This is a genomic window from Planomonospora algeriensis, from assembly GCF_977012225.1.
Genome location: NZ_CDRNDK010000786.1, coordinates 1 through 1,841 on the forward strand (window position 1 = coordinate 1; position 1,841 = coordinate 1,841).

Annotated in this window: 1 protein-coding gene; it reads right to left on the reverse strand. The window is 75.6% G+C overall.

The genetic code is table 11. The features are described 5' to 3' along the window. On the reverse strand, window positions 1-1,841 hold a 1,841-nt coding region (locus ACWJ6R_RS35760), incomplete at both ends, for a non-ribosomal peptide synthetase (RefSeq protein WP_449066451.1).

Sequence of the window (1,841 nt, forward strand, 5' to 3'; positions counted from 1 at the left end):
CCGGCGAACCGGACGACCCGAACGGACACGCCACGAACCGCTCCGCCGTCAACGCGCCTCGGCTCGCGTACCCCCGGGCCAGCTGGACCCCGGCCAGGTACAGCTCCCCCGGCACACCGGCCGGGACCGGCCGCAGCCAGCCGTCCAGCACATAGGCACGGGTGTTCCACACCGGTCGGCCGATCGGCACGGAGGTCGCGCCGGGCTCGGGACGGTGTTCCCACGCGGTGACGTCCACCGCGGCCTCGGTCGGGCCGTAGAGGTTGTGCACCGGCGCCCCCAGCCGCTCGGCGGCCCTGTCGGCGAGGTCCGGCGGAAGCGCCTCCCCGCTGCAGAGGACCCTGCGCAGCGGCCACGCCTCCGGATCCGGGCTCAGCTCCGGGTTCGGGTTCGGGTTCGTGCCGGAGGATCCCGTCCCCGCTCCGGAGTCCTCGCGGGAGTCCCCGCCGGACGGCCCGGGGACGGCGTCGAGGAACGCGGCGAGCATCGACGGGACGAAGTGCACGGTCGTGATCCGCTCCTCGCGGATGACCCGGGCGAGGTAGGCCGGGTCCCGGTGACCGTCGGGCCGGGTGACGACCAGGGTCGCGCCGACCTGGAGCGGCCAGAAGAACTCCCAGACCGATACGTCGAAACCCGCCGGGGTCTTCTGCAGCACCCGGTCGCCGGGGCGCAGGCCGTACCGCGCCTGGGCCCAGCGCAGGCGGTTGACGATCGCGCAGTGGGTCACGACGACGCCCTTAGGGCGGCCGGTCGAGCCTGAGGTGTAGATCACGTACGCCGGGTTCTCCGGGACCGCCCGTGCGCCCGGACCCTGCTGCGGGCAGCCGGACGGGTCGGCCGCGGCCGGCCATCCCGGCTCGATCACCAGGACCGGGCGCGCGTCCTCCAGCATCGCGGCGACCCGCTCCTCCGGCAGGCCGGGGTCGATCGGCAGGTAGGCGCCGCCCGCCTTGACCACCGCGTACATCGCGACGACCAGGTCCAGGGAGCGGGGCAGCCGCAGTCCCACCACCTGTTCGGGCCCGACACCGTGCGCGGCCAGCAGCCGGGCCAGCCGGTCCGCGCGGGCGTCCAGTTCGGCGTAGCTCAGCTCCTCGTCCTCGGACACCAGCGCCGGCGCGTCCGGGGTGCGGGCCGCCTGCGCCTCGAACAGCTCAGCCAGGGTGCCGGGCGGCGGACCGTCCGGGGCCCTCCCGGCGGTGCCGTCCGGGGCGTCCGCCTCCATGGCATCCGTCTCCGTGGCGTTCCACCCCCGTAGGACCAGGTCCCGCTCGACCGCCGGAAGCACGGCGAGCCGGGAGACGGGCGTCTGCGGTCCCGCTCCCCGCCCCGCCCTCGACGCCTCCCGCTCCATGCCGGGCATCTCCCGCTCCGCGCCCCGCCCGGACCCGGTCTCCCCCGCTCCCGCCTCGGCGGCCAGCGTGCCGAGCAGGTGCCGGAACCGGTCCAGCAGGCGTACGGCCTCCGCCTCGGTGAACGCGTCCGGCCGGTACTGCAGGCGGAACCGGAGCCGCTCCCCCGGGATGACCAGCAACGTGACCGGGTAGTGGGTCGCGTCCGCCACGTCCGCGGCGGTCAGCCGCAGGTCGCCGATCTCGGTGCGCGGGTCGACGGGGTAGTTCTCCATCACCAGCAGCGCGTCGAACAACGGGCCGCGCCGGATCTCGGTCAGGCCGAGGTGGTGGTGGGGCAGCAGCTCGGCCTGCTCGTCGCGGAGCCTGCGCAGCAGGTCGCCGAGCGGCTCGTCCGGGCGGAGCCGTACCCGGACGGGCAGCGTGTTGACGAACAGGCCGATCATGCGCTCGACGCCGGGCAGCTCCGGCGGGCGGCCGGAGACG